General features: G+C 66.1%; 25 protein-coding genes and 1 other RNA gene. 10 read left to right on the top strand and 16 right to left on the bottom strand.

The features are described from left to right. Window positions 1-7 precede the first annotated feature (7 nt). Both kynU and ACCQ00_RS08275 read left to right on the top strand, forming a co-directional pair. Entirely contained in the window at window positions 8-1,279 is a 1,272-nt protein-coding gene (gene kynU, locus ACCQ00_RS08280; RefSeq protein ID WP_039569174.1) for a kynureninase, read from the top strand. Between the two features lie 167 nt (window positions 1,280-1,446). Then, window positions 1,447-2,814 (top strand): FAD-dependent oxidoreductase, encoded by a 1,368-nt coding sequence (locus ACCQ00_RS08275; protein ID WP_039569172.1) that lies wholly within the window; start codon window positions 1,447-1,449, stop codon window positions 2,812-2,814. A 227-nt stretch (window positions 2,815-3,041) separates the two neighbouring features. Here the strand turns inward: ACCQ00_RS08275 and ACCQ00_RS08270 are convergent. Beyond that, window positions 3,042-3,118: non-coding RNA, sX9 sRNA (locus ACCQ00_RS08270), on the bottom strand. Between the two features lie 147 nt (window positions 3,119-3,265). Here ACCQ00_RS08270 and sbcB point away from each other — a divergent pair. The 3 genes from sbcB to ACCQ00_RS08255 all read left to right on the top strand — a co-directional run bounded on the left by sbcB (window position 3,266) and on the right by ACCQ00_RS08255 (window position 6,085). Continuing rightward, a complete protein-coding gene (sbcB, locus tag ACCQ00_RS08265; RefSeq protein ID WP_039569169.1) occupies window positions 3,266-4,711 on the top strand; it encodes an exodeoxyribonuclease I in 1,446 nt (481 codons plus the stop codon). Continuing rightward, window positions 4,708-5,394 carry a DUF2461 domain-containing protein gene (locus ACCQ00_RS08260; RefSeq protein ID WP_017155871.1) on the top strand — a complete coding sequence of 229 codons (687 nt, stop codon included), beginning with the start codon at window positions 4,708-4,710 and terminating at the stop codon, window positions 5,392-5,394. The genes sbcB and ACCQ00_RS08260 overlap by 4 nt, the downstream gene beginning before the upstream one ends. Before the next feature lie 124 nt (window positions 5,395-5,518). After that, window positions 5,519-6,085 carry a DUF2939 domain-containing protein gene (locus ACCQ00_RS08255; RefSeq protein WP_039569167.1) on the top strand — a complete coding sequence of 189 codons (567 nt, stop codon included), beginning with the start codon at window positions 5,519-5,521 and terminating at the stop codon, window positions 6,083-6,085. Window positions 6,086-6,529: 444 nt separating this feature from the next. Here ACCQ00_RS08255 and ACCQ00_RS08250 read toward each other — a convergent pair whose 3' ends face one another. The 8 genes from ACCQ00_RS08250 to ACCQ00_RS08215 all read right to left on the bottom strand — a co-directional run bounded on the left by ACCQ00_RS08250 (window position 6,530) and on the right by ACCQ00_RS08215 (window position 14,334). After that, window positions 6,530-7,495, bottom strand: a complete 966-nt coding sequence (locus tag ACCQ00_RS08250) for a 5'-nucleotidase (protein ID WP_039583411.1) — start codon at window positions 7,493-7,495, stop codon at window positions 6,530-6,532. A 179-nt stretch (window positions 7,496-7,674) separates the two neighbouring features. Continuing rightward, window positions 7,675-8,451, bottom strand: coding sequence for an NAD kinase (locus ACCQ00_RS08245; protein ID WP_017155868.1), 777 nt, complete (start codon window positions 8,449-8,451; stop codon window positions 7,675-7,677). A gap of 219 nt (window positions 8,452-8,670) precedes the next feature. Continuing rightward, the gene (rlmKL, locus tag ACCQ00_RS08240) at window positions 8,671-10,806 is read right to left on the bottom strand and encodes a bifunctional 23S rRNA (guanine(2069)-N(7))-methyltransferase RlmK/23S rRNA (guanine(2445)-N(2))-methyltransferase RlmL (protein ID WP_039569162.1); all 2,136 of its coding nucleotides are present in this window, start codon (window positions 10,804-10,806) and stop codon (window positions 8,671-8,673) included. After that, entirely contained in the window at window positions 10,803-10,994 is a 192-nt protein-coding gene (locus tag ACCQ00_RS08235) for a hypothetical protein (RefSeq protein ID WP_039569160.1), read from the bottom strand. The genes rlmKL and ACCQ00_RS08235 overlap by 4 nt, the downstream gene beginning before the upstream one ends. Beyond that, a complete protein-coding gene (locus ACCQ00_RS08230) occupies window positions 10,973-12,586 on the bottom strand; it encodes an ABC-F family ATP-binding cassette domain-containing protein (protein WP_039569157.1) in 1,614 nt (537 codons plus the stop codon). The genes ACCQ00_RS08235 and ACCQ00_RS08230 overlap by 22 nt, the downstream gene beginning before the upstream one ends. A gap of 185 nt (window positions 12,587-12,771) precedes the next feature. Beyond that, window positions 12,772-13,278 carry a GNAT family N-acetyltransferase gene (locus tag ACCQ00_RS08225; protein ID WP_039569156.1) on the bottom strand — a complete coding sequence of 169 codons (507 nt, stop codon included), beginning with the start codon at window positions 13,276-13,278 and terminating at the stop codon, window positions 12,772-12,774. A gap of 40 nt (window positions 13,279-13,318) precedes the next feature. Continuing rightward, a complete protein-coding gene (locus ACCQ00_RS08220; protein WP_039569154.1) occupies window positions 13,319-13,846 on the bottom strand; it encodes an alpha/beta hydrolase in 528 nt (175 codons plus the stop codon). Beyond that, window positions 13,843-14,334: an MOSC domain-containing protein gene (locus ACCQ00_RS08215; RefSeq protein ID WP_039569152.1), complete on the bottom strand. Its 492-nt coding sequence runs from the start codon at window positions 14,332-14,334 to the stop codon at window positions 13,843-13,845. Before ACCQ00_RS08215 ends, ACCQ00_RS08220 begins: the two co-directional genes overlap by 4 nt. Before the next feature lie 23 nt (window positions 14,335-14,357). On the opposite strand from ACCQ00_RS08215, the gene ACCQ00_RS08210 reads away from it, so the two are divergent. After that, entirely contained in the window at window positions 14,358-14,933 is a 576-nt protein-coding gene (locus ACCQ00_RS08210; RefSeq protein ID WP_017155861.1) for an N-acetylmuramoyl-L-alanine amidase, read from the top strand. A 413-nt stretch (window positions 14,934-15,346) separates the two neighbouring features. On the opposite strand, the gene ACCQ00_RS08205 is transcribed toward ACCQ00_RS08210, so the two are convergent. From ACCQ00_RS08205 to ACCQ00_RS08190, 4 genes are all read right to left on the bottom strand, one after another. Next, a complete protein-coding gene (locus ACCQ00_RS08205) occupies window positions 15,347-16,300 on the bottom strand; it encodes a DUF1684 domain-containing protein (RefSeq protein ID WP_039569150.1) in 954 nt (317 codons plus the stop codon). An 88-nt stretch (window positions 16,301-16,388) separates the two neighbouring features. Next, window positions 16,389-17,261 carry a sulfurtransferase gene (locus ACCQ00_RS08200; protein ID WP_039569147.1) on the bottom strand — a complete coding sequence of 291 codons (873 nt, stop codon included), beginning with the start codon at window positions 17,259-17,261 and terminating at the stop codon, window positions 16,389-16,391. Further along, entirely contained in the window at window positions 17,258-18,079 is an 822-nt protein-coding gene (locus ACCQ00_RS08195; RefSeq protein ID WP_039569144.1) for a CoA pyrophosphatase, read from the bottom strand. The genes ACCQ00_RS08200 and ACCQ00_RS08195 overlap by 4 nt, the downstream gene beginning before the upstream one ends. A gap of 112 nt (window positions 18,080-18,191) precedes the next feature. After that, window positions 18,192-18,890, bottom strand: a complete 699-nt coding sequence (locus tag ACCQ00_RS08190) for an FKBP-type peptidyl-prolyl cis-trans isomerase (RefSeq protein WP_004429231.1) — start codon at window positions 18,888-18,890, stop codon at window positions 18,192-18,194. 163 nt (window positions 18,891-19,053) lie between these two features. On the opposite strand from ACCQ00_RS08190, the gene ACCQ00_RS08185 reads away from it, so the two are divergent. The 3 genes from ACCQ00_RS08185 to nth are packed head-to-tail and all read left to right on the top strand — an operon-like array spanning window position 19,054 to window position 20,931. Beyond that, window positions 19,054-19,836, top strand: a complete 783-nt coding sequence (locus tag ACCQ00_RS08185) for an enoyl-CoA hydratase-related protein (protein WP_039569142.1) — start codon at window positions 19,054-19,056, stop codon at window positions 19,834-19,836. 7 nt (window positions 19,837-19,843) lie between these two features. After that, on the top strand, window positions 19,844-20,224 hold the full coding sequence (locus tag ACCQ00_RS08180; protein ID WP_039569139.1) for a hypothetical protein: 381 nt from the start codon (window positions 19,844-19,846) through the stop codon (window positions 20,222-20,224). Continuing rightward, the gene (nth, locus tag ACCQ00_RS08175; protein WP_039569137.1) at window positions 20,221-20,931 is read left to right on the top strand and encodes an endonuclease III; all 711 of its coding nucleotides are present in this window, start codon (window positions 20,221-20,223) and stop codon (window positions 20,929-20,931) included. Before ACCQ00_RS08180 ends, nth begins: the two co-directional genes overlap by 4 nt. Before the next feature lie 208 nt (window positions 20,932-21,139). Here the strand turns inward: nth and ACCQ00_RS08170 are convergent, their stop codons facing one another. The 3 genes from ACCQ00_RS08170 to ACCQ00_RS08160 all read right to left on the bottom strand — a co-directional run bounded on the left by ACCQ00_RS08170 (window position 21,140) and on the right by ACCQ00_RS08160 (window position 23,835). Beyond that, complete coding sequence (locus tag ACCQ00_RS08170; RefSeq protein ID WP_039569134.1) at window positions 21,140-22,708, bottom strand: SulP family inorganic anion transporter; 1,569 nt, start codon at window positions 22,706-22,708, stop codon at window positions 21,140-21,142. 11 nt (window positions 22,709-22,719) lie between these two features. After that, window positions 22,720-23,400: a carbonic anhydrase gene (locus ACCQ00_RS08165; protein ID WP_017155853.1), complete on the bottom strand. Its 681-nt coding sequence runs from the start codon at window positions 23,398-23,400 to the stop codon at window positions 22,720-22,722. Between the two features lie 114 nt (window positions 23,401-23,514). Continuing rightward, window positions 23,515-23,835, bottom strand: a complete 321-nt coding sequence (locus tag ACCQ00_RS08160) for a hypothetical protein (protein WP_017155852.1) — start codon at window positions 23,833-23,835, stop codon at window positions 23,515-23,517. Window positions 23,836-24,172: 337 nt separating this feature from the next. Here ACCQ00_RS08160 and ACCQ00_RS08155 point away from each other — a divergent pair, with 337 nt between their 5' ends. Next, window positions 24,173-25,423: an OprO/OprP family phosphate-selective porin gene (locus ACCQ00_RS08155; RefSeq protein ID WP_039569131.1), complete on the top strand. Its 1,251-nt coding sequence runs from the start codon at window positions 24,173-24,175 to the stop codon at window positions 25,421-25,423. The last annotated feature ends 151 nt before the right edge of the window (window positions 25,424-25,574 follow it).

The raw sequence follows: 25,574 nt of genomic DNA, 5'->3' as shown, positions 1-25,574 counted from the left end.
CCCGACGATGACCGACCTGCTGTCCCGCGCCCATGCTGCTGCACTGGATGCCGCCGACCCGCTGCGCAACCTGCGCGATGCGTTCGTGTTCCCGCAACACGGCGATGGCGATCAGACCTATTTCGTCGGCAATTCGCTTGGCCTGCAGCCGCGCGCAGCACGTGCGATGGTGGAGGAAGTGCTCGACCAGTGGGGCGCACTGGCGGTGGAAGGTCACTTCACCGGCCCGACCCAATGGCTGACCTACCACCAGCTGGTGCGCGACGGCCTGGCGCGCGTGGTCGGCGCGCAACCCGGCGAAGTGGTGGCGATGAACACCCTCAGCGTCAATCTGCACCTGATGATGGCGAGCTTCTATCGTCCCACTGCCGAGCGCGGCGCGATCCTGATCGAAGCCGGCGCATTTCCATCCGACCGCCACGCGGTGGAATCGCAGCTGCGCCTGCACGGGTTGGACCCGACTACGCATCTGATCGAAGTGGACGCCGACGAACCCAACGGCACCGTGTCGATGACGGCCATTGCCGAGGCCATCGCGCAGCATGGCCCGCGCCTTGCCCTGGTGCTGTGGCCGGGCATCCAGTACCGCACCGGGCAGGCCTTCGACCTGGCCGAGATCGTGCGGCTGGCGCGCGCGCAGGGCGCGGCGGTGGGTTTCGATCTGGCGCATGCGGTGGGCAATCTCCCGCTGACCCTGCACGACGACGGCGTGGATTTCGCGGTGTGGTGCCACTACAAATATCTCAACGCCGGCCCCGGCGCGGTGGGCGGTTGCTTCGTGCACGCGCGGCATGCAAAGAGCGACCTGCCGCGCATGGCCGGCTGGTGGGGACACGAGCAGCAGACCCGCTTCCGCATGGACCCGCAGTTCGTGCCCTCGCCCGGTGCCGAAGGCTGGCAGCTAAGCAATCCGCCGGTACTGGCGCTGGCACCGCTGCGCGCCTCGCTGGCGGTGTTCGACCAGGCCGGCATGGCTGCATTGCGCACCAAGTCCGAACAGCTCACCGGGCATCTGGAGCAGTTGATCCACGCGCGGGTGCCGCAGGTGCTGCAGATCGTCACCCCGGCCGAACCGGCACGACGCGGTTGCCAGCTCTCGCTGCGGGTGGCCGGCGGACGCGCGCAGGGGCGCGCGCTGTTCGAGCATCTGCACGCGGCCGGCGTGCTCGGCGACTGGCGCGAACCGGACGTGATCCGGATTGCGCCTGTGCCGCTGTACAACCGTTTCAGCGATCTGCACACCTTCGTGGAGCAGGTGGAAGCCTGGGCGGCTGCTTGAGCGCGGCAGTCTGACTGCCGTGCCACCGGAGCGCCTGTGCGGCACGCGGAATCGCCGCGCGCCCACGTACACTTCCCGCCCGGCGTCGCCGCCACGGCCGCCGTCGTTGCCAGTCGCTGTCTTCCCCTTTTCGCCGGCGCTGCGTCCGGCTGCTGCCGGACATTGCATTGAGCCCAGTTTCTCCGCGTTCCCTGACCCTGATCGGCGCCGGTCTGGCCGGTTGCCTGCTGGCCATCCTGCTGTCGCGTCGCGGCTGGCAGGTCACCGTGTACGAACGGCGTGGCGACCCGCGCATCAAAGGCTACGAGTCCGGCCGTTCGATCAACCTGGCGCTGGCCGAACGCGGCCGGCATGCGCTGCGCCAGGCCGGTGCCGAAGATGCGGTGATGGCCAAGGCGGTGATGATGCGTGGACGCATGGTGCACCCACTGGTCGGGCAACCGCAGCTGCAACGCTACGGGCGCGACGACAGCGAGGTGATCTGGTCGATCCACCGCGCCGCGCTGAATGTCGCCCTGCTCGACCTGGCCGAACAGGCCGGCACGCGCGTGCATTTCTACCGCCGCCTGCATACCGTGGATTTCGACGCCGGCTATGCGCGCTTCATCGACGACCGCGACGACCAGCCGCACGAGATCCACTTCCAGAGCCTGATCGGCAGCGATGGCGCCGGCTCGGCCTTGCGTGCGGCGATGCAGCGCAAATCGCCGCTGGGCGAACGCACCGAATTCCTCGATCACTCGTACAAGGAACTGGAAATTCCGCCGCAGCCGGGTGGCGGATTCCGGATCGAAGGCAACGCACTGCACATCTGGCCGCGCGGGCGCTACATGTGCATTGCGCTGCCCAACGATGGCGGTACGTTCACCGTCACCCTGTTCTTGCCCAACGCCGGCGAGCCGAGCTTCGCCACCACGCGGACCGGCGATGAAGCATTCGCCTTGTTCGCACGCGATTTCCCGGACGCGTTGCCGCTGATTCCCCAGCTCAAGGAGCATTGGGAAGAGCATCCGCCCGGGCTGCTCGGCACCCTCACCCTGGATCGCTGGCATCTGGATGGCCGCGCATTGCTGATCGGCGACGCCGCCCATGCGATGGTGCCGTTCCATGGGCAGGGCATGAATTGCGCGTTCGAAGATTGCGTGGCGCTGGCAGATCAGCTGGACGCGCACGATGATCTGGCCAGCGCGTTCGCGGCGTTCGAAGCTGCGCGTCGCGACGATGCGGCCGCCATCCAGCAGATGGCGCTGGAGAACTACCTGGAAATGCGCGACCGCGTCGACGACCCCGACTTCCTGCTGCAGCGCGAGCTCGAACAACAACTGCAGGCGCGCTGGCCCACCCGCTTCGTGCCGCACTACACCATGGTGACGTTCCTGCGCACGCGCTATTCGATTGCGCTAGCGCGCAGCGAGATCCAGCGCGAGATCCTGGTGGAGGCCACGCGCGGGCACAGCGATCTGTCGCGCATCGACTGGGCTGCCTTGAAAGCGGTTGTGCACGCACGCCTGGAGCCGCTGGACGGCGCGCATTGACGCCTGCCAGGCGCGGACGGCATGAATGCTTGAGAGGGCGACGGTGACGTGCCGGCTTGCGATGGGCGCCCGGTCGAATGCCTTTTCGGCGCGGTGCCTGCCGCTGCCAGGCCCTTGCAACCGCTCCATGGGTGGTCGCTAGGACCGGGCAACGCCGCACCCGGCCCGCTTCGCGAATGCTTCGCCGCTGGAGGTGGCTCGCCTCCCGCACGGCCACGCCTTGGAGCGGCTAACAAAACGTAGCGAGCAGTCGTCAGGTGTGCGCGGACGGCGCGCTCAGAACCGCAGTGTACGCGTGGTACATGCCGATTCCGAGCACCGGCCGCACCCGCCTGGCGGCTGCGCAGTGGTTTTGTTGGCCGCTCTTAGCGTGACGTTGCCGCGATGAGGGATACTGGGCGGCATCGGCAGCGCATACGCCGTGCGCTGCGCATCTGGATGTCGCACCCGCATGCCTGACAGCTTTCTCTTCTACGACCTGGAAACCTTCGGCCAGGATCCACGCCGCACCCGCATCGCACAGTTCGCTGCGGTGCGCACCGATGCGCAGTTGCGCTTGATCGAAGAGCCCATCAGCTTTTTCGTGCAGCCGGCCGACGATCTGCTGCCCTCTCCGTACGCCACCATGGTCACCGGCATTACCCCACAGCACGCGCTGCGCGAGGGCGTCACCGAAGCCGAGGCGTTCGCCCGCATCGCCGAACAGATGGGCCGGCCGCAGACCTGCACGCTGGGCTACAACTCGATCCGCTTCGACGACGAATTCGTCCGCTGCGGCCTGTTCCGCAATTTCTACGACCCGTACGAGCGCGAGTGGCGTGGCGGCAATTCGCGCTGGGACCTGCTGGATGTGCTGCGACTGGTACATGCGCTGCGCCCGGACGGCATCGTCTGGCCACAGCGCGACGATGGCGCTACCTCGTTCAAGCTGGAGCACCTGGCCGATGCCAATGATGTGCGCGAAGGCGATGCGCACGAAGCCTTGTCGGACGTGTACGCCACCATCGGCATGGCGCGCAAATTCCAGCAGCACCAGCCAAAGTTGTGGGACTACGCGCTGCGCCTGCGCGACAAGCGCTTTGCCGCCACCTTGCTGGATGTCATCGCGATGCAACCGGTGCTGCATATCTCGCAGCGTTACCCCGCCTCGCGCCTGTGCGCTGCGGCGGTGTTGCCGCTGACGCGCCACCCGCGCTTCGACAGCCGCGTGATCGTGTTCGATCTGGACGGCGACCCGGAGGTGCTGTTGCGGCTGAGCCCCGACGATATCGCCGACCGTCTGTACATCCGCGCCGCAGATCTACCGGAAGGCGAACAGCGCATTCCGTTGAAGGAAGTGCATCTGAACAAGTCGCCTGCGCTGGTGGCCTGGCAGCATCTGCGCGCTGCAGACTTCGAGCGCCTGGGCGTGGATCACGACGCGGTAGTGGCCAAGGCGGCACGCTTGCGTGCATTGGGCCCCGAACTTGCCGAGAAGGTGCGCCAGGTCTACGGCAGCGAACGCGCCGCGGCCACGGCGGTCAACGATGCCGATGCCTCGCTCTACGATGGATTTCTGGCCGAAGGCGACAAGCGCCTGCTTGCGCAGGTCCGCGCCAGCGCGCCGGACGAACTGGGCGCGCTGGAAGCGCGCTTTCGCGATCCGCGCCTGATCGAACTGCTGTTTCGCTACCGCGCGCGCAACTGGCCGCAGACCCTCTCGTTCGAGGAACAGGAGCGCTGGAACGTGTATCGCCGCCAGCGCCTGCTCGAAGACCGCGGCCTGGGCGAAGTCACCCTGGAGCAATACCACGCGCAGATCGCGGATTTACGGCGTACTCACCCCGACGATGCTACCAAGCAAGCCCTACTCGACCAGCTCGCCGCCTGGGGTTCGGACCTCCAACGCACGCTATGACCACCTATTTTTCCGACGCCAGCTTCAAGTTCCTGCGCGCCCTGGCCCGCCATAACGACAAGACCTGGTTCAACGACCATCGGCATCAGTACGAGGCGCATGTGCGCCAGCCGTTCCTGCAGCTGATCACCGATCTGCAGCCGGCACTGGCACAGGTCAGCGAGCACTATCGCGCCGATCCCAAGACCCAGGGCGGCTCGCTGTTTCGCATCTATCGCGATGCGCGGTTTTCCAACGACAAGTCGCCGTACAAGAACTGGCAAGGCGCGCGCCTGTTTCATGAGCGCCGCCGCCAGATGCCGGCGCCCTCGTTCTATATCCATCTGCAGCCGGGCGAAAGTTTTGTCGGCGCCGGCCTGTGGCATCCGGAGCCGGACACACAGCGCAAGCTGCGCCAGTTCATTTTCGACAACCCCGGCAGTTGGAAGGCCGCCGCGCACAACCCGAAACTGCTGCGCAAATTCACCATGGACGACAGCGAAAAGCTGGTGCGCGCACCGCGTGGGTTCCCCAACGACTTCGAGTTCATCGACGATCTCAAGCACCGCAACTGGGCGTACTTGCGTCACCTGGACGACAGCATCATGACCGGGCCGCGACTGCGCCAGACCATCGAGGCGGACCTGGCGATCCTGGCGCCGTTCGTCGATTACCTGTGTGCGGCCTTGGACCTGGAATTTTGATGACGCACCTGGCACGCGAATCGTGCTGCGCTGCGCCGATCCTGCGTGCACCGCCGCGACGTTACGCAGCCCTCGCCTGTCTGGCGACCACTCTCCTGGCTCCAACAGCGCCGGAATGCTCACGATGAGAAGGCGTTGGTTGCTGCTTCCGGTGCTGGCCATCGTGCTGCTGACCGGATACGTCGTTGGGGGGCCATATCTGGCCATCCGCGGCATCAGCCAGGCAGTGGCCAACCGCGATGCCGGACAGCTGGAGCGACATGTGGATTTCCCGAGTCTGCGCGTCAACCTCAAGGCGCAACTGGACGACTACCTGGTGCGCCAGGCCGGGAACGGCCTGCAATCGAGCCTGCTCGGCGGGCTCGCCTTGCAGCTCGCCAGCGGCATCGGCGGTGCGGGAGTGGATACCCTGGTCACGCCAATTGGGATCGGCGCGCTGCTGCAAGGCCACAGCGTCTGGAACCGCGTCACCGGCGACACCGTCAGCGCCGACACCTATGCCGCGCCAGCGCCCGCGCGGCCGCTGCAAGGCGCAGAACAACGCTTCGAGTCCACTCACCGCTTTACCGCAACTACGCATACCGCCACTGGCGCGCCGGTGGTGTTCGTGTTGACCCGGAAAGGCCTGCGATGGCGGCTGACCGATATCCGCCTGCCGTTGGCTAACGCGCAAGCTGGCCAGGGACGCTAGGCGTTGCGCCACTGCATCTACGGTGGACTGCCGCGTGGTTGATCGATTGAGTGTGTCCAAGCGCTCGAAGGACAGCTGCCGAGACAGTGGTTGATGCGCATCGGCTGCGCATATGGCACTAGAGGCAACGATTCGCTGTCAGCGCACTATCGCGTCCAATCCGCTCCGCAGGTCGCACGATCCATTCGCGATCACGCTTCAGGCAGCAATGCGCCAGTTCGACAAGCGGGCCAATCCCATCGAAGCTTCGCAACGCTGCCCACGCCAATGCACGGCAGGCGCTGCAACCACAGCGCGGCCAGGATGCTGCACGTATCCGTCGGCAGCAACCGATGCGACGCCTAGCGATACGCGCGCCTATAGGTGTCCCGTCATGACGACCATTTGCCGCATCCGCCAGCGCAAACGCCACGCAGCCCGTCTTGGCGTGCGTGGGTGTGTGGTTCAGGCAAACGGCGGATCGTTGGCCACGCCGTGCGGCACATGCCCGGCGGCCACGTGCTGATGCTGGCGCGCACTGTCGATGTTGTGCTGCGAGTCGTCGAAGAAGATGTCCGCACCAAATGCCTGCAGGAACGGGCCCTTATGACGCCCGCCCAGGAACAGCGCCTCGTCCAGGCGCACGCCCCACTCGCGCAAGGTGCGGATCACCCGCTCATGCGCCGGCGCCGAGCGTGCGGTGACCAGCGCCGTGCGGATCGGCGAGGCCTGACCCGGCGGAAAGGCCGCCTGCAAGGTGTGCAGCGCCGACAGGAAATTACGGAACGGCCCCACCGACAATGGCTCGCGTGCGCGTTCGCGCTCGTGACGTCCGAAGGCTTCCACGCCCTGCTCGCGCGAGATGCGTTCGCTCTCGTCGCCGAAAATCACCGCATCGCCGTCGAAGGCGATGCGCAGCTGCGTCGACAAACGGCTTTCGTCGTTGTCCACGATTGCCGCCGCTGCCTCGGCGCGTTCGCCCAGCGCGCGCGGCATGATGGTCGCCGCCGCGATGCCATGACTCAGCGCACGCCGCACCGATTCCGGATTGGCCGAGAGAAACAGATCGGTCCCGAATGGCTTGACGTACGGCCAGGTCGGCTCGCCCGAGGTGAAGGTGGCACGCACGATGCCCAGGTTGTAATGCTGGATCGAGTTGAAGATGCGCAGACCGGTATCGGCGGAATTGCGTGACAGCAGGATGACTTCCACCCGCGGCGCGTCCTCGGGCACATCGTGGTTGAGCGCCAGCAGCTTGCGCACCACCGGGAACGCAACGCCAGGTTGCAGGATGTCGTCCTCATGCTCGCGCTGGAACGCCGAATACGCCTCCACTCCATCGGCCTCGAACAGTGCATGGCCTTCTTCGAGATCGAACAGGGCGCGCGAGGTCACCGCGACGGTCAATAACCTTGGGGAGTTGTCGGGCATTGGGGGGCCGGGATTCGTGATTGGGGATTCGGGATTGTTTGGAGCAGCGATCGAGAAGGTGAGATCAGGCGTTGAATGACGTGCGCTGCATCGTAGCGGGTCGGCACGCTCATAGGCGGGTGGCAAGACATGCCGTTGACGTTACCAATACCCGATCCACACTGCCCAATCCCCGCCCCTCACACCGCAAACTGCTCGCTGAAGATGCGCTCTTCCAGATTGTGTTCGGGATCGAACAACAGCGTGACCTGGCGCTGCGTGGATTCGCGGATGGTTACTTCGACCACGTCGCGGATTTCGTGCGAGTCGGCGGTGACGCTGACCGGGCGCTTGTAGGGGTCGAGCACGCGGAAGCGCACCTCGGTATCTGCCTTGAGAATGGCGCCGCGCCAGCGCCGCGGGCGATACGGCGCGATCGGCGTCAGCGCCAGCGTATGCGAGCCAAGCGGCAGGATCGGCCCGTGCGCGGAATAGTTGTACGCCGTGCTGCCGGCCGGCGTGGCCACCATCACGCCATCGCCGATCAGCTCGGCGATGCGGGTCTGGCCGTTGAGATCCACGCTCAGATGCGCGGCCTGCCGGGTCTGCCGCAGCAGCGAGACCTCGTTGTAGGCCAGCGAGCCGGCACTGGCACCGGATTCGGTCTGCACCTGCATCTCCAGCGGCCGCAGATACGCCGGTTCGGCGCGCTGCAGGCGCTCGAGCAGGTCGTCCTCGTTGTCGCGGTACTGGTTCATCAAAAAGCCGACCGAGCCCAGCTTCATGCCGAACACCGGCTTGTCGGAGGCGCCATGGCGGTGCAGCGTCTGCAGCATGAACCCGTCGCCGCCCAGCGCACAGACGATGTCGGCGCTGTCCAGGGCATGGTCGCCATAGCGCTGCGTAAGGCGCGCGCGCGCGGCCACCGCCGGCTCGGCGGGGCTGGCAAGAAAAGCGATGCGAGGTGATGCGGTCATGGTTGACTCCAGAACATGCGAATCAGCATACCGCAGCCCTGTGCCGGGCTTGTTGTGGGTGCGTTGCGATCATGCCCGCCGGCTCTCCGCGTGCACGGCAGCGGTCGCGTCGTCGCGAGCACGCGCTGCTGAGCCTGTACGCATGGCACCTTGGCAACTGCCTGCGCTGGCGCCTAGGCGAGCCAAGCCGGCGCGCCGTCGGACGCAAACGGCGCGAACTCAGGCGGTCAACCGCCAGGCGCGATGAATGCGCGCATGCCGCTCGAAATCCGGGTCGATGGTGCGCGGGCTGATTTCTTCGCACTGCGCGAATTGCGCCACCGCTTCCTCGTCCAGCTTGAAGCGACGGAAATTGTTGGAGAAATACAGCACCCCACCCGGCGCCAACCGCGCCACCGCCGCGCGCAAAAGACGCACGTGCTCGCGCTGGATATCGAAATCTTCTGCGCGTGCAGAGTTGGAGAAGGTCGGTGGGTCGCAGAAGATCACATCGAAGTGCGCACGCTCGGCTTCCAGCCAGGCCAGTGCATCGGCCTGCACCAGCTTGTGCTTGCTGCCGGCCAGCCCGTTCAATGCAAGATTGTCGGCGCACCACTGCAGGTACGTTGCCGACAGATCCACGCTGGTGGTGGACGCGGCACCGGCCACTGCCGCTTCCACGCTGGCCACGCCGGTGTAGCAGAACAGGTTGAGGAAACGGCGCCCCCTGGACTGCTGCGCCATGGTGCCGCGCAGCGGGCGATGGTCCAGGAACAGCCCGGTATCCAGATAATCGAACAGGTTCACGCGCAGCAGCGCGCCGTGTTCGCGCACGTGGACGATTTCGTTGCGCTGTTCGAAGCGGCCATACTTGCTGCCGCCCTTGCCGCGCTCGCGCGACTTCAGCGCCAAGCGCTCGGCAGGCACCTCGAAGACCTCGCGTGCGGCGGCCAGCAATTCGTTGAGACGACGGCGCACATCGGCCTCGGGAATCGTCGCCGGCGCTGCGTATTCCTGCACATGCAGGAAGATGCGCCGGTCGCCGTCGGCCTGCTGGTACACGTCGATGGCGGCCGAATATTCCGGCAGGTCGGCGTCGTAGGCGCGGAAACATTCGATGCCTTCGCGCGCGCGCCACTTCTTGAATTTCTGCAGATTCTTGCGCAGCCGGTTGGCCACCATCTGCGCGCCTTCGCTGAGCGCGGTGGGCGCTGCCAGCGGGGTGCGTCGCGGCACCGCGATCGGGTCGCAGACGATCAACGCGCATTCGATCGCGCCGTTGAACAGCTGGTATTTCTTGCCCGCGCGCAGGCCGGTGGCATACGCCAGCTCGGCATTGCCGCACAGCAGGCTGGCACGCCACTGCGGCACGACGCGCTGCAAGGTGTCGCCCAGGCGGCGATACAGCGCCGCATCGGCGGCCAGGCGCTCGTCGTAGGGCGGATTGCACACCACCACGCCGGTGGCCTGCGACGGCGTCTGCAACTCCCCGACCTCGCGCACGCCGAACCAGATCGCCTCGGCCACGCCGGCCACTTGCGCGTTCTCTTTCGCGGCGCGGATGGCGTGTGGATCCATGTCGCTGCCATGGATCACCTGCTTGAGCGCAGCACGGCCGACGCTGTCGCGTTCGCGCGCCTCAGCGACCAGCTGCTGCCAGGTCTCGCGGTCGAAACCGCGCCAGCGGCTGGGTACATCGCTGCCGTAGCGCTGCAGACCCGGCGCGACGTCGGCGGCCATCAGCGCGCCTTCGATCAGCAGCGTGCCGCTGCCGCACATCGGGTCGAGCAAGCCGCCGCCATCGGCATGGGCGCGCGGCCAGCCACCGCGCATCAAGACCGCTGCGGCCAGATTTTCCTTCAACGGCGCTTCGTTTTGCGCCATGCGCCAGCCGCGGCGATGCAGCGGGCCGCCGCCCAGGTCCACCGAAAGGGTGGCGCGGCCTTTGCGCAGCGACAGGTTCAGGCGCAGGTCCGGGTGTTCCACGTCCACCGACGGGCGCTCCAGGCCCTGCCGCCGCATGGTGTCCACCACTGCGTCCTTGATGCGCTGCGCCGCGTAGCGGGCGTGGGTGATGGCGGTCCCGGACACGTGCGCGTCCACCGACAGCGTATGCCCCACCGACAGGTGCGCCTCCCATGGCAGTTCGGCTACGCCGGCGTACAGCGCGTCTTCGTCCGGGCAATCGAATTCGGTCAGCGGCCACAGCACGCGGCTGGCCAGGCGCGACCACAGCACGGCGCGCTGCGCATCGCGCAGTTCCCCTTCGACGTTGACGCCGGAAATAGTGGCAGTGGCCTTGCTGGCGCCGAGCGCGAGCAGCTCGTCGGCAAGCAGGTATTCCAGGCCCTTGGCGCAGGATGCGAAGAATTTCACGTAGGCAGGTATCGATAAAGACGCTGGCCGCGGCGGCGAGCGTGAAAGCAGGACAGCGGGCCGGCGCCTGGGTAGGCAATGCCGCGGCCGCCGTGGACGGGCCGCAAATGGTCGGCCATCGCGGCCGGCATTACCAGCCCGGCGCCCGGATCGCCCGCCGCACGGTTCACCACGGCGCCAGCCGCCACTGCGCCTGCGCGGTGTCCAGGCGCTGCTGCAGGCCCAACCGTTGCAGGAAGGCCGCATCGTGCGAGGCGACCACCAGCGCCCCCTGGTGGCGACGCAGCAGCGCCTCGATCGCTTCCACCGAGGCCAGATCCAGGTGGTTGGTCGGCTCGTCCAGCAACAGCAGTTGCGCCGGCCGTGCCCGGTACAGCGCGCAGGCCAGCGCCGCCTTGAGTCGCTGGCCACCACTGAGCTGGCCGCAGGGCGAGTCGGCCCGCGCCTGGTCCAGCCCGAGCAGCGCCAGGCGCAGCCGCTGCACGTGGGCCGGCGCAGCCGGGTTCGCCTCCTGCAGCTGCGCAACGGCCGAGCGCGCCGGGTCCAGCAGCGCCAGGTCCTGATCCAGATACGCCACCGGCACGTGCACCCGGCAATGCCCCGCGCTGGGCTGCAGGCGCCCGGCCAGCAGCTGCAACAATGTGGATTTGCCGCTGCCGTTCGGGCCGACCAACCCAATCCGCGGCCGTCCCTGCAGCAGCAGATCCACCCGCCGCCCGCCCAACCGCGCGTGCGCCACTTCCACCTGCCGCAGTGTCGCCAGGCGCCGCAGCGTGTTGGCCGGCAAGGTCGGCGCCAACACAGCGATCGCCGGATCGATCTGCACCTGCGCTGCAGCCTGCACTACTGCCTCGCGCAGCCGCGCCTGTTCGGCCCGACCTTGCTGTTGCAGCCGGCCTGCGCTGACTTCGCTGCGTTGCCTCTGCCCGCCAAGCAGGATCGCGGCCTGATTGGCCTGCCCCGCAGTACGCGCGCCGCGTGCCTGGCGCTGCTGTTGACGCTGCAGCTGCGCGCGCAACACCTGCTCGCCGCGTGCGCGTGCATGTTTGCGCTGGGCCAGCAGATCGCTGGCGGCCTGCTGCTCGCTCGCGCGCTGCTGCGCATAGAACGTGTAGTTGCCCCCGTAGCTGCGCAGCCCCTGTCCTGACAACTCCAGGATGCGCTGCATCGCCTCGAGCAAGCCGCGGTCGTGGCTGATCACCAGCAGGCCGCCGCGCCACGCCAGCAATTGATCCATCAGCCGCCGGCGTTGCGGACCATCCAGGTGATTGCCGGGCTCGTCCAGGATCAGGACATCCGGCTGGCTCATAAACGCACCGGCAAGCGCCACGCGCATCGCTTCGCCGCCGCTCAGTTGCGCGGCCGGTGCATGCGGATCGCGTCCACCCAGGCCTTGCCGTTCCAGTTCGGCGGCAAAGTGCGCATGCGCAGTCCAGCGCTCGCCCACGCATTCAAAATCGGCGGGCGCCACACTGCCGGCGGCGATGCGGTCCAACGCATCCAGCAGCGGCGCGACACCGGCCAGGTCGGCAATGCGCTGGCCCGGCACAACGCTCACCCGTTGCGGCAGGTAATGCACGCTGCCACTGCGCACGCACCGTCCGGCACTGGGAAGCAGCTCGCCGGCCAGCAGGCGCGCAAGTACGCTCTTGCCCACGCCATTGCGCCCGACCAAGCCGGTCACGCGTTGGTCGATATGGATGTTCAGATCGGAAAATAGCGGGCTGCCATCGGGCAGCGCATACGCAACGCCTTCCAGCGTCAGCGACGGACAGGTCATACGGGTCTCCATTGCATGCCAGCACACGTGCCGATCCAAGCGGACCAGCAGCGGGTCAGGCCGTCATCACGACGGCGGCATCAATGGCGCATCGGACCAATCCTCAAAAGATGAAGCGCGCCCAGTCTAACCCGCTGCGCTGGCAGCGACACCCGCGCAACAGGCCCGGCGCATGCAGCCGGCGCTCAACCCAGCCCGAACGCCGGGGCGTAAGAGACATCGGCCAGCGGCAGCAGCCGGTCGCCGAAGGCCAGGGCTTGCAATTCCGATGCAGGCACTCCGGGCAACACCAGGCCAGGTTCGATCGCAAAGCCCAAGCGGCGAAAAAACGCCGGCTCGCCCAGCGCCAGGCAGCCTGCGGCGCCGCGCTCGCGCAACGTGGCAAGCGCGGCCTGCACCAGCCGCGTCCCCAGTCCTTGCCGTTGATGGCCAGGCCCCACGGCCAGCGGGCCAAGCGCGAACCAGCCGGGCGAATCGTCCGACAACGCCACCGGCGAGACGGCCAGATGCCCGACCACGTAGCCGTCGTGGTCGGCGACCAACGACAACGCCAGGGCGCCGTCCTGGCGCAAACCGGCAATCACCTGGTGCTCGTCATGCCGGCTGTGTTCGGCGCGCATGAAGGCCACCATGGTCAGCAGTTCGATGGCAGCGGCGTCGCCTTCGGTGGCTTCGCGGATCAACACGTTCATCGCTGGCACCGCGCGCCGCCATCGCTGGGAACCGCGCGCATCACAGGCTCTGCAACAACTCTGCGAACGCGCGTGCCGACGCGTCGACGTGCGAGGCCAGGCGATGGTCGTCGTCGACCAGCAGCAGGCGCGCACGCCTTGCCTGCGCCCAGGCGATCACGTCGGCGGCCGGAATCAGCTCGTCGCGCCAGGCATGCACGATCGAGATCGGCACCGGTGCGGCGTCCAGTACCGGCATTGGGCCCATCTTGGTCGGCGGCACCATCAAAAACAGGCCGCGCGTGGGCACCTGCAACGACACCATCCCGGCGATATACGAGCCCAGGCTGGAACCGACCAGCACCACCGGCCCCTTCTCGGCCGCCGCCCGCGCAATGTCCAGCAGGCGCTGCAGCCGGCCTCGCACGTCGCCCAGCGTACTCACCTCGCGGCGTGCATCCAGGTCGGTGTAATCGGGGCGCTCATGGGTCCAGCCCAACTGCTCGGCCACGTTGGCCAGCGCGGTCACCTTCAAGGCGTCCGGGCCACTTTCGAAGCCGTGCGAAAGGATGCAATGGCCGCGACTCATAGCGCCTGCACCGTGTCGCCGATGCGCAGCACGCCGCCGCGCAAGACGCGTGCGCACAGCCCACCGTGGCCGCGCATGGCGTTGTAGCCGCCCGCACCCAGGGCATCTTCCATGCGCGAACATGGGTCGCACGGGTCGGTGCCTTCCAATTCAATGTCACCGATTCGGAATCGCCGCCCTTTCAGCGTGATCAACGCAATGCCGGACACCACCAGGTTGCGCCGCAGCGTCGCCGGGGCGATGGTGGCGTGTCCTGACAGCGCCGCGATCACCGGTAAATGCTCGGCCTGGATCAGGGTCACGCCGCGCTTGCCGCTGCCACCCTTGTAGCGGTCTCCCACAAGGCCCATACCGGTGCTGACCTGCGCCACGTCCACCTCCAGCATCGCCACATCACGCGCCGGACGCACGCCGATCCAGGTCACCTGACCGGTCTGTGGCAGCGTCGCCATCAATTTGCCCAGGGGGCTGTCGGGATTCAAAGGCATCGGGCAATGCTAGCATCCGCTCCATGTCCGATGCCGTCTTGCCGTCGCCGCCAATCACCTACGCGCCGCTGTGCTACGAATCGCGGTTGGCCAAGCGCGCGCTCACCCAGATCGACATGGTGGTCATCCATTGCACCGAATTGCCGGACATGGCGATGGCACGCGAATACGGCGAACGCGTGCTTTATGACAGCGGCACCGGCAACAGCGGACATTACTACCTCGATCGCAACGGCAGCATCCAGCAATACGTCGCGCTGGAGCGCGTCGCGCATCATGTGCGCGGCCACAACCCGCATACGCTGGGCATCGAACTGGTCAACCGCGGCCGTTATCCGCACTGGCTGGATTCGCGGTATCAGCAGATGACCGAACCGTATCCCGAAGCCCAGATCGCCGCGCTGATCACCTTGTTGCAATGGCTGCAGCAGCAGCTGCCTTCGGTGCGGCGCATCGCCGGCCATCAGGCGCTGGATACCACCCAGGAAGCTGCCAGCGACGACCCGGCCCGCAAAATCCGGCGCAAGCTCGATCCCGGCCCACTGTTCCCGTGGCCGCGCATCGAAGCGGCAGTCAGCTGGTCGCACGCGCCGCGTTAGAAGGCGTTTTTAGAAACCGGGCCACGCACCCCTCGCGGCAGGTGCTTGCCGGATCGGCATCCACTCGGCAAACCGCGCGTGCGGCCGCGCGCAGCCTGGATCTGCAGTCCTAGATCTGGCATGCCGATTTCAGCGTTGCGGTCTTGGCGCAGAACATCGGCAGGCAAACACTCCGGCTCATGCACCTTAGTTACAGCCAGTGACGAGGCACCGCGTTACGTCGGTCATGCCCGGTCATGCCCGGTCGCGCCCGACAGCGCAGACAGCAGCGACACGCGATTCAACCTGCGTGCCCGCCGCGCCCTCGAAAGACAGCGACGCCCGGACAACACGCACGTGACAGCTCTCGGATGCTTGGGTGACCCATCGCAAACACCTCATCCTTCGCACACCGTCCGCCCATTGCCGCGCGCTCAACGCTCGGTTGCACGGTAGGTCTTCTCGCCGGCATTCACTGCCACGTCCAAGCGGTTTTCAGGCGGCGCGATGGGGCAGACCACATGGGGCGTCAGTGCGCATGGCGGGTTTTCGGCCAGGTTGAAATCCAGGACCACCTGACCATCGCGGGGCGCTGCGGCAAACAGATAACGCGCGCCGCCATAGCTTTCCTTGCCGCTGGTGCGGTCGGCGAACAGGAAGAACAGGCCCTGGCCATCCTCCTGCAGCAGCGGCCGCAAGCGGTAGTGGTGGCCGTTGCGCGAAAACACGGCTTCTCCCGGCACCTCCACGGTGAGCGGCGTACCGATCGAGGTCAGCAAGGTGGTCGTGCGCGGCGTGGGATAGGGTTGCCACTGCGCCTGGATGCGCCACTGCGGATCGGTGGGGAAATATTCCAGCCCGTCGAACTGCGTCAGCGCCGGCGCTGCCGGGTCGCGGAAGCGCCAGCCGTACAAGGCGCCGGTTTGCACCAGGTAGAACTGCCGGCCGCCCACGTCCAGCCGGTCGCCGCGCTGCCCGGCCTGCTCTGGTTGCAGACGTACGTCGCCGATGCGCTGTCCGTTGAACGTCACCGCGGCGGAGCCATCTGCGCGAAAGCGTATTTGTCCCGCAGCATCCAGCGTCAGTTGCCCCAGCTGCGCAGGGCCGGCAGGCAGGACGATATCGCTGTGCGGGTCGCTGCCCACACGGTACTGGCCGGCGCGCACGCGCCCCGAACCGGTATAGCTCAGCCACCCATCGGGCGCACGCAGCTGCCTCAACCGCTCCGCACGCGCCTGTTCCAGCGCGACCTCGTACGCATCGTGCTGCGCCGCATTTCGATGAGCGGCAACAGGCGTATCGCTGACATCGGCGGAGGATTCCGCCGAACAGGCAGCCAGCGTCCACACCGCGACGCACAGCGCGCCAACCCGTAACTGCAACCGCATGGCTCACCCAGCACTGCAAGAAACTGCGCTCCGCGCAGCGAACCTGCGTCCCCACAGGTCACCGTTCCTGCCGCCATTGTGCCTGCAATCAGGCGCCGGTCGCGACCGGACGCGAGGCGTCTTGCAGCCAACCGCTCCAGGAACCGGCGTAGACGCGCGCTCCTGATAACCCGGCCACTTCCAATGCCAGCAACAGATGGCATGCCGTCACGCCGGATCCGCACATCACCACCGCCTGCTCGGGCCGGTACGCACCCAGCAATGCGGACAACTCGGCGCGCAGTTCGGCAGCTGGCTTGAAGCGGCCATCACGCAGGTTCAGCCCCAGCGGGCGACTCACCGCTCCGGGCACGTGCCCGGCCACCGGGTCGATCGGCTCGACTTCGCCACGGAAACGCTCGCCTGCGCGCGCGTCCAGCAACCAGCCCGGCGCCTGCTGCAGGCGCTGCACGATCTGCTCGGCATCCACCACCGCTGTGGCGTCGAAATGGCCGGGATACGCGGCGCCGCTGCGCAAGGCAGGTGATTCGGTGCTTTCCGCAAAGCCAGCCGCCCGCCACGCGGCCAGTCCGCCGTCCAGCACCGCCACCCGGCGATGGCCCATCAGCCGCAACATCCACCACGCGCGTGCGGCCGCCATGCTGCCATCGGCCGCGTCGTAGACAACGACCTGGCTCTGCGGATCGATGCCCCATTCGCCGAGGCGCCCTGCAAAGGCCTGGCTATGCGGCAACGGGTGCCGCCCCTGCGCCGGCCGCGACAGATCTGCAAGGTCGTGGTCAAGATCGGCATAGTGCGCGCCGGGCAAATGGCCCTGCGCGTACGCCTTGCGCGCTGCGTGCGGGTCTGGCGCGGTCGGTGGCGCGGCACGCGCATCCAGCAGACGCAGCTGTGGATGCTGCAACGCGGCCGAAAGCGTGGCGGCATCGACCAACGTGGTCCAGTTCGGATCGGCACTCATGCAACCTGCTCCAGGCGACGACGAAGATTGAGAAGAATGGCGGCGGTGGCGCCCCAGATGCGGTGGGCAGGCCAGTCGTATTCGAGCACGCGCCGCGGGCGTCCGCGGAACTCCAGTTCCACACTGCGCAGATTGTCCGGGTCCATCAGATAGGCCAGCGGCACTTCGAAGACATCGGCCACTTCATCCGGCTGCGGCACCGCCACGAACGCCGGGTCGATGACCGCCACCACCGGCGTCACCCGAAATCCGCTCACCGTCACAAACGGATCCAGATACCCGATCGCATGCACATGCTGCGCGCCCAGCGCGATTTCTTCGCAACTCTCGCGCAGCGCCGCAGCGGCAGCATCGGCATCGGACGGCTCCATTCGCCCGCCGGGGAAGCTGACCTGCCCGGCGTGATGGCGCAGGCTGTCGGTGCGCCGCGTCAGCAACACCGTCGTGCCCTGTTCGCGCGGCACCAGCCCACACAGCACCGCCGCTTCGGCAGACGCGTCGCCGTCGGTCAGGTCGATCAGCTCGGCATGGTTCCAACCCGGCCCGGCTGGCGCTGTATCCAGCGGATACAGCGCCAGCCTCAGCTGCGCGTATTCGGGCAGACGTGCCGTCAGCGCGCGTGCGGGCAGCACCGTGTGCAGATAGTCCTGGCGTTCGGCGTCGCTCATGCTCATCCAGCGTGCAATCTCATCCAGGCTGCGCAAGCAGCCGACGCAGTGCGACTGCGCGTCCAGCGAACATACACCGATACACGGACTGGGCAGAGGGCCGGCAGCCAAACCGGGATCCGCGTCGGATCCGACATCGTTGCCGCTCATCGCTGGGTCCTGCGGCCGCTGCATCGTTGCATCGTTCTCTTCAGACAATCGCCAGACCAAAACGACAACGCCGGCCTGGTGGCCGGCGTTGTCGCAGCAACATCACATGCAATTACTTGACGCTGACCAGCTTGATCTCGAACTGCACGGCCACGTTCGGCGGGAACGGGGTACGCGGGTCGGCACCGTAGGCCTTTTCCGGCGGCAGGGTCACTTCCCACTTCGAGCCGGCCGGCATCTGCAGCAGCGTGTCGCGCATGGCCTGCATTTCGACTTCGCTGACCTTGATGGCCGGGATCTGCTGCGCCGGACGTGCCTTCTCGCGGTCGCCGAACGGGAACGGACCGGCCACTTCCAGCTGCACGGTGCTGGCCTGGGTCGGCTTGGCGCCCTTGCCGGCTTCGATCACGCGGTACTGCACGCCGCTCGGCAGCGTCTGCACGCCGGCGGTGCTCTTGTTCTTGGCCAGGAACGCATCGCTCTTGGTCTTGTTGGCTGCAGCGGCCTTGTCGTACTCGGCCTTGGCCTGCTGGGCACGGCCCTGCTCGCGCTTCTGGAACGCTTCAACGGCCGGCTTCAGCTGGTCGGCAGTGATCGCCGGCTGCTTCTTGGCATAGGCGTCCTGCAGACCCTTGACCACCGAGTTGATGTCGAGCTGCTCGCCGCGACCGGTAAGCTCGGCAAGGTTGTTGCCGTAGTCGTAGCCGAAGTAATAGCTCAACTTGCCCTTCTCGGACGTCGTGTCCTGGGCCAGTGCATTGCCCGTCAGGGCCAGGGCCGCCACAGCGACCGCGATAGAACGCAACTTCATCAAACAATTCTCCAGGGTGGTGGCACAGGACGGGTCTGCCGCCTGAGATGACGCGCTAGGATAGCGGCCGCGATACCGAACCGCTACTTATCGCGAAAGCTAGGACCAGCAAGGCTTTTGGAAGTTCCGTGTTTACTATTTTTTTACGTTCGTAAGGGTTCACATGTCCAATCACGTCATTCTGATCGCCGATCACGCCAGCGTCCGGACGATTACGGTCAACCGGCCGGACAAACTGAACGCATTGAACCAGCAGACCATGCAGGCACTGGATCGGGCGTTCCAGGACGCAGCCGCTGCTGACGATGTCCGTGCCGTCATCCTCACCGGCGCCGGCCCAAAGGCCTTCGTGGCGGGCGCGGATATCGCGGAAATGAATGATCTGTCGGCGATTGAAGGCCGCGAATTCTCATTGCTGGGCCAGCAGCTGATGCGCCGGATCGAGCGCATGCCCAAGCCGGTGATCGCGATGATCAATGGCTTTGCGCTGGGCGGCGGCCTGGAGCTGGCAATGGCGTGCCACCTGCGCATCGCCGCAGCAACCGCGCGCCTGGGGCAACCGGAAATCAATCTCGGCCTGATCCCCGGCTTTGGCGGCACCCAGCGCCTGCTGCGTCTGACCGGTCGCGCCGCAGCGTTGGAACTGTGCCTGCTCGGCCTGCCGATCGACGCAGCCCGCGCACTGCAGCTTGGCCTGGTCAATCGCGTGGTCGAAGCCGATGTGCTGCACGAAGAAACCCTGGCGCTTGCGCAACGCCTGGCAACTGCAGCGCCGCTGGCACTGCGCGGCATTCTCGATGCGGTGGTATTCGGCGGCGAATGCGCCATCGAAGAGGGCCTGCAGCTGGAAACCGCGCAATTTGCGTTGTTGTTCGCCACCGACGACATGCGCGAGGGCACGCGCGCATTTCTAGAAAAACGCCCCGCCCAGTTCCGCAATCGTTGATATCGCCATGACGCTCGACCTCATTCCTGCATCGCGTCCGTTGCCGCTGCTGTTGTTCGATTGTGTGCAGGCCGACGATCTGGATCGTGCGCTGGCACTCGGCTTGATGGCGTATCTGCCCGACCCGCAGCACGATGCGCTGGACGCCAACTGCCCGCAGGTCTGCGCCACGTTGCTGAGTGCGCAACGCCGCTTACAAGACGCCTGGGCCGCGCGCGAACGCTATCGCGCGCGCGCGGCGCGCCTGCAACGCCGCGCCGCCGAACGCGATGCGCGCAGGGCTCCCGCCCCGGCAACCAGCCAACCGGCAACGCCCGCACTGCCGCCGCTGGCCGCTGCCATCCTGGCGCGCGCGAAGGCGAAGGCCGCTGGCGGAGCGCAGCCATGAACACCCCTCAGGCAACGGTACCGGCGCGTCGCGGCAGCAGCATGCGCAAGCCCGAAATACAGGAAATGTTCGAGCGCCTGCGCGAACTCAATCCGCACCCCACCACCGAGCTGGAATACACCGCTCCATTCGAGTTACTGATCGCCGTGCTGCTGTCGGCGCAAGCCACCGATGTCGGCGTCAACAAGGCGACCCGCAAGCTATATCCGGTGGCCAACACCCCGCGCGACATTCTCGATCTCGGCGAGGAGGGCCTGAAGCGGTACATCTCCACCATCGGCTTGTTCAACGCCAAGGCCAAGAACGTCATCGCCACCTGCCGCATCCTGCTGGAGCGCTATGGCGGCGACGTGCCGCACGATCGCGCCGCGCTGGAAGCGCTGCCCGGCGTGGGCCGCAAGACCGCAAATGTGGTGCTCAACACCGCCTTCGGCGAGCCCGCCATGGCCGTGGACACGCATATCTTTCGCGTTTCCAACCGCACCGGTCTTGCGCCAGGCAAGGACGTACGCGCCGTCGAAGACAAGCTGGTCAAGGTGATTCCGGCCGAGTTCCTGCACGATGCGCATCACTGGTTGATCCTGCACGGACGCTACGTCTGCAAGGCACGCAAACCAGATTGCCCGGGCTGCGTCATCCACGATCTGTGCCGCTACCGTGACAAGACGCCACCGACGCCTGAGCGGCAGACAAAAACCAAGGGCTGATGCAGCAGTAGCGCCGAAGTAACGACGCAACCGCGGCCCGGATCCACACGCAGCAAACGCAGCGCCACAAGCTTTTCGAATCTCGAATCTCGAATCTCGAATCCCGGCCCCAAAAAAAATCGCGACCGGATGATGCGTCTTTCGGCGCCATGCATCACCCGATCACGATGGGGGTCACCCGGCGCGAGCGCCGGGCGCTTACAACACGTTACGCAGCTTTCGCCTGCTCGACGCGCTGTTCCACCAGCACGCCATCCACCCTGGGCTGGCCTTCGACACGTCGATCCAGCTCCTTCCAGTCCACCACCAGTTCGCAGCCGCGCGAGGCCGCATTGCGGCTCCAGTCGCGCAACAACTCGATGCAGGCATGATCGACGTGGTGCAGCTTAGCCACATCCAGGTGCAGCGCAGTGTTCGGCGGCACACTTTCCAGCGTCCGCGCCATCGCAGGCACCTTCAGGAAAGTGGCCGAACCCTGCAGGGTCAAATGCATTTCGTCCTTCCTGTCGGCGTGCTCGCGCACTTCGACCTTCAGACGCGAAGAATGCAATGCCAGGCGGAACAGCGACAGACCGAAGCCGATCAGCACGCCGGTCAGCAGGTCGGTGGCCACGATCGCGAAGGTGGTCGCCAGGTAGATCGCGGCCGTTCCGCGGCCATAGGTCGCCAGTTCCTTGACCTGCCCGATCTTGATCATCTTCACGCCCGTGTAGACCAGGATGCCGGCCAGGCACGCCACCGGCGTCATCCGCAACAGCCACGGCAACAGCATGGCGAATACCAGCAGCCAGCTGCCGTGCAGGATGGTCGATGCACGCGTTGCCGCCCCGGCCTGCACGTTGGCCGCACTGCGCACGATCACGCCGGTCATCGGCAATGCACCCAGGAAACCGCAGAGCATATTGCCCACGCCCTGTGCCGCCAGCTCACGGTCGTACTGGGTCCGCGTGCCCTGATGCATGCGGTCCACCGCCGCCGCCGACAGCAAGGTTTCGGCGCTGGCGATGAAGGCGAAGGTCACTGCCGAGACCAGCAAGGTGTGGTTGAACACGCCGAAGATGTCGGAAATGCTGGGGATGCTGATCGCAGAGAACAGGTTGGTCGGGACATCGACCTTGTTGACGTTCAAGCCCTGCAACTGCACGGTCGCAGTGACCGCCACCACCGCGATCAATGCACCCGGCAGAAAGCGCAGACGCTGCGGGCGCAGCTTGTCCCAGGCCAGGATGATCCCGATCGTCGCCAGACCCACGAACAGCGCGTTCCGGCCGGCTCCTTCGCTGATGGCCTGCCACAGCACGCCAGGCAATGCAGCGAAGTTTTCCAGGCCGCGGGCATTGGGCGCGGCATCCATCAACACGTGCGCCTGCGAGGCGACGATCAGGATGCCGATGCCCGACAACATGCCGGCCACCACGGCCGGCGATGTCATCCGGAACCAGACGCCTGCGCGGCACAGACCGGCAATCAGCTGAATCGCGCCGGCCACCAAGATCACCGGCCCGAGCGCGACAGCGCCATGCTCCCGGACCAGTTCGAACACCAACACAGCCAGGCCGGCGGCCGGCCCGCTCACCTGCAGCGGGGAACCCGCCAGAAAGCCGACGACCAGACCACCAACGATGCCGGTGATCAGGCCTGCGGCGGGCGGCATGCCGGATGCGATCGCGATACCCATGCACAGCGGCAGCGCGACAAGAAAGACCACTACAGACGCCAATAAATCACGCCCAAACAGTCCCTGACGGAAATATCCGCCGATACCTGATGTGTTCATGGCAGGCTCCGTCAGGCGAGTTCAGCGCGCACGACTTGCTGCAGTCGCGGGCGTGGGGTGGCTTCGGGGGTGCTTTCGGCCAGCAGTGGCCGGAAGCCACCCTTCTCGGCATCGAAGGCGCGGATCTCCCCATGGGCGATATCGTAGATCCAGCCGTGGATGCGCAAGGTGCCTGCCGCCAGGCGTGCTGCCACCACCGGCTGCGTGCGCAGGTGGTCCAGCTGCGAGACCACGTTCTCCTCGGTCATGCAGCTCAGCGCCTCCTGGCTCTGCGGATCGTGCCCGTGATGCGCGGTGACATGGCGCGCCGCATCGGTGTGCTTGAGCCACGCTGCCACGGAGGGCACGTCTTCCAGCGACTCCGGCTTGAGCACGGCTTTCATCGCGCCGCAGTCGGTGTGACCGCAGATCACGATATGGCGCACGCCCAGCACTGCGATCGCGTATTCGATCGCTGCCACCACGCCACTGACATGCTGCGAGTACGGCGGCACCACATTGCCGATGTTGCGGTAGACGAACAGCTCGCCTGGCTGCGCGGAGAAGATCAGCTCCGGCATGACGCGTGAATCTGCGCAGGTGATGAACAGCGTATGCGGGCTCTGGCCGCCTGCCAGTTCCTGAAAGCGCGCACTCTGGCGCGGATACACTTCCTTACGGAAATGACGAAAACCTTCTAGCAAACTTTCCATGGGAGATTCCTCTAGGCAACGAATGGCCATCCGCGGCAAAACCGCGAATTGCAAAGACAAACAAATCAATTGGGAATCCGGCGCGGAACGCACCGGGTGCAGCGACAGCGTGGATCAGCCAAGCAGTGCGTTTGGAGGGCGCAGCTGTGGGATCAGGTCGCGTTTTTGATTTGCCGGCGCGTGATGCGCGTGCCACGAGGGGGAATACCGCGCCAGCATCGGCCATGCTTGGGAGAGCAAGGGGATATCGTCTGCAGGCTGTGTGTCGACTTGGCTCTGTGCTTCGCCGTCGTCCTGCGGATCTTCTGCTGCATCGCGTTCTTCGCCAGCATCCACCATTACCGCCAGGCCGTCGCCCACGAACGCATCATGCATGCGCGCGTGCGCGTTGGCTGCCGACCACGCGGAGAGCGCGAGCAGGCAGACCAACAGCATTTGGAGGAATCGAGGAAACATGGCCTCGAAGCTAACAATTTTGACGCCGCGTATGCAAGTGGTGCGCCGCACAAACCGACGCGTGTGTTCATGCTGACGTGGCTCCAGTTCAGGCCGTCAGCGGGCCAGCCCGGATATTCAAGGTTTTGAGGTCGGCGCCGGGCGCTGTCATAAACCGCCTCCGTTCAGCTTCTTGACACACAATGACATAGTTGAAACGCACGTAAACTATTGTCTTTATTGGCAAAAATCACGTATTACGTTTCTGTTGTTTTGTCACATTAACGCAACCTTCACACCCTAGCCTGCGCCCACTTTCTCAGGTCGCAAGGCATCTATGAAACTCGCTCCCACCCTGCTTGGTTCCGCGCTGCTGCTGGCCTTGGCCGCCCCCGCAGCACACGCCGAGATCGCCATCGATGTTATCGGTGGTTCGGAAATCGCGCTGGAAGGCCTGGTCCAGGCCGACGGCAACTGGTTCCACAACGATGTGCAGGACCTCAACGGCCCGATCGGCGCCAATGGCGACAACTCCGAATTCAGCATCCGGCGCGCCGAGCTGGTCCTCAAGGGCAAGGGCCCGGGCAACTTCGAATGGGTCGCCGGCTATGACCCGAGCGTGCTGAAGGAAGTCACCATCCGTGGCACCACCATTCGCAGCACCGGCCGCTTTCTGGATAACAACATCAAGTACAAGTTCGGCGGCAACGCGAACAATTACCTGCAGATCGGCCAGTTCAAGCAGCCCAACAGCCTGGAAGAACTGTCCAGCACCAAGAACAACGACTTCGTCTCCAAGGCGTCGGTGACCAACACCTATGGCATCTCGCGCCGGTTGGGCGTGGCCTACGGCATGGGCGACAACAACTGGAGCGTGACCGCCAGTGCATTCGGCCGCGAGCTCACCCGCAATCAGGCGCACGGCAACGGCTATGGCGCACGCGGCACCTGGGCGCCGATCAACGAGACCGGCAACGTGCTGCACTTCGGCCTCAGCTACCTGGCCTACGACACCGACGACGACACCTTGCGCCTGCGCGCACGCCCCGACGCGGACCTGACCACGGTCCGCCTGATCGACAGCGGCGCCATCACCAATGTGGACAACGTCGGCGTGGCCGGTGCCGAGGCGATGTGGATCACCGGGCCGTTCAAGCTGCAGAGCGAGTACTTCCAGGAAAACGCCAACCGTATCGGTGCCAATGCGCACGACTATAAGAGCGACGGCTGGTACGTGAGCGGCGTCTGGAACCTCACCGGCGAAACCTGGGGCTACAAGGCTGGCGTGCCGACCACCCCGCTGCCCAACGAGCCGGCATCGGGCATGTGGCAGCTGGCGGTGCGCTACGACACCCTGGACCTCAACGATGGCCACCTGGTCGCCAACGGCAATACCCCGTTCGTCGATGGCGTGCTGGGCGGCAAGATGAACATCTGGACGGTCGGCGCCAATTGGTACTGGCGCTCCAACTTCAAGCTGGCGCTCGACTACGCCAAGGTCGACAGCACGCGCTACAACAGCACCACGCGCGGCCTGGTCGACGATAACCCGTCGATCATCGAAGCACGCGCGCAGTTCTACTGGTAAGTGCGTCGCCACCACGTGCGCTCGGTCAAGCGCACGCGGTGGCAGCCGCCACTTCCTGCCGGCTTGAACATCCGACGGCGCAACGCCGTCATCGGCCTGTCATTTCCCAGACACCGCATGGTCATGCCGTTGCCCTGCAATGGCACCACGG

This window comes from Xanthomonas sp. NCPPB 3761 (assembly GCF_041475705.2).
Lineage (GTDB): Bacteria > Pseudomonadota > Gammaproteobacteria > Xanthomonadales > Xanthomonadaceae > Xanthomonas > Xanthomonas phaseoli.
Note: the sequence above shows the minus strand (reverse complement) of the source record. Positions and strands in the feature narration are given on the sequence as shown.